At 62.0% G+C, this 1,615-nt stretch carries 3 protein-coding genes; 1 reads left to right on the plus strand and 2 read right to left on the minus strand.

The window, feature by feature from the left end; genetic code table 11:
* Together AC1D15_RS31215 and AC1D15_RS31220 are read right to left on the minus strand one after the other, a co-directional pair.
* Nucleotides 1-465 (minus strand): ATP-dependent metallopeptidase FtsH/Yme1/Tma family protein (locus AC1D15_RS31215; protein WP_477829089.1); only part of this gene is annotated, 465 nt, incomplete at its 3' end.
* A 99-nt stretch (nt 466-564) separates the two neighbouring features.
* A complete protein-coding gene (locus tag AC1D15_RS31220) occupies nt 565-1,266 on the minus strand; it encodes an RlmE family RNA methyltransferase (RefSeq protein WP_477829090.1) in 702 nt (233 codons plus the stop codon).
* A gap of 33 nt (nt 1,267-1,299) precedes the next feature.
* Here AC1D15_RS31220 and AC1D15_RS31225 point away from each other — a divergent pair.
* A partial coding sequence (locus tag AC1D15_RS31225) for a YhbY family RNA-binding protein (RefSeq protein WP_477829091.1) occupies nt 1,300-1,615 on the plus strand: 316 nt, incomplete at its 3' end.

Below are 1,615 nucleotides of genomic sequence, written 5' to 3' on the forward strand. Positions count from 1 at the left end.
GTTGTTGGCCTCGTCGAGCATGCGCGCCTTCGACTTGCCGAAGCTGAACGCACCGCCCTTGCCGCCGCCCTGCATCTGGCGCATGAAGTAGATCCACACGCCGATCAGCAGCAGCATCGGGCCCCATGAGCCGAGGATGCTCAACAGGATCGACGGCTCCTCGCGGGGCTTCACGTCGAACTTGACGTTGTTGTTGATCAGGTCACCGACCAGGCCGCGGTCGAGGAAGGTTGCGGTGGTGCGCAGGTCCTTGTCGTCGGTGGTCTTGGCCTTGATCTCGGTCCCGGAAGGCCCTTCCTGGAGCTGCACGCTCTTGATCCGCTTGCTGCGCACTTCCTCGAGGAAGTCGGAATAGCCGATCTGGCTGCCTTGCATTGCACCCTTGTCGAACTGCTTGAACACGGTGAACAGCACGAGTGCGATCACCAGCCAGACAGCGACTTTGGAGAACCATTGATTGTTCACCGCGGCTCCTTCTTGCGATAAATCCTCAGCGCGAGCACAGGACGTGCCCAGCATCCACGGCATCTGGGGGCGATTCTAGTCCACGCAACCCATGCGGTTTCACGAACGCTTATCGACCTGAATCCCCGGATTCTTGAGACCGATGCCARCCAGGAAGGTTTCGGACGATTTGTCGCGCGAAGCCTTCGGTTTGATCGGTTTCACGACCCGGAAGGTTTTCTTGAAAATCTGGACCAATTGGCTGTGGCCGCTGCCGTGGAAAACCTTGCTGACCAGTGCGCCATTCGGCGTCAGATGGTTCTGCGCGAATTCGACCGCCAGTTCCACCAGGTGCTCCATGCGGGCCGCATCGGAACTCTCGATGCCCGACAGATTGGGCGCCATGTCGGAAATCACCACGTCGACCGGCCGGCCCGCCACCAGCTCGTGCAGCTGCGCCAGCACCGCATCCTCGCGGAAATCGCCCTGGAAGAAGACGACGCCTTCGATCGGCTCGATCGGCAGGATGTCGAGCGCGATGATGGTGCCGTTCAGTTCACCGGCGGCGGCGCCCCCGAGGCCGCCGACCTCCTTCGGCGCGAACTTGCGGCGCACGTACTGGCTCCAGGCCCCCGGCGCGGCGCCCAGGTCGACCACCAGCTGGCCCGGGCGGATCAGCTTGAGCTCCTCGTCGATCTCCTTCAGCTTGTAGGCCGCACGGGCGCGATATCCCTCTTTCTGGGCCAGCTTCACGTAGGTGTCGTTGAGGTGGTCGTGCAACCACGCCTTGTTGACTTTCTTGCTTTTTGTCTTGATTTTCATTGGCTTACGCTCACTGCAACCGATAATACCGAGATGCCTGCCATCGAACTGAATCCCGCCCAGCGCAAGGACAAGCGCGCTGAAGCCCACCACCTGAACCCGGTCGTCCTGATCGGTGGTGACGGCCTGACCCCTGCCGTGATCAAGGAAGCCGATGCCGCGCTGAATGCCCACGGATTGATCAAGATCCGTGTCTTCTCCGACGAGCGCGACACCCGCGAGGCCATCCTCGCGCAGCTGAGCGACCAGCTGAACGCCGCCCCGATCCAGCACATCGGCAAGCTGCTGGTGCTGTGGCGCCCGATTCCCCCGAAGGAAAAGGCCGAGCGCGAAGACCGCATGCCGGGTC

The sequence above is a fragment of the Rhizobacter sp. P2_H2 genome (assembly GCF_056403375.1).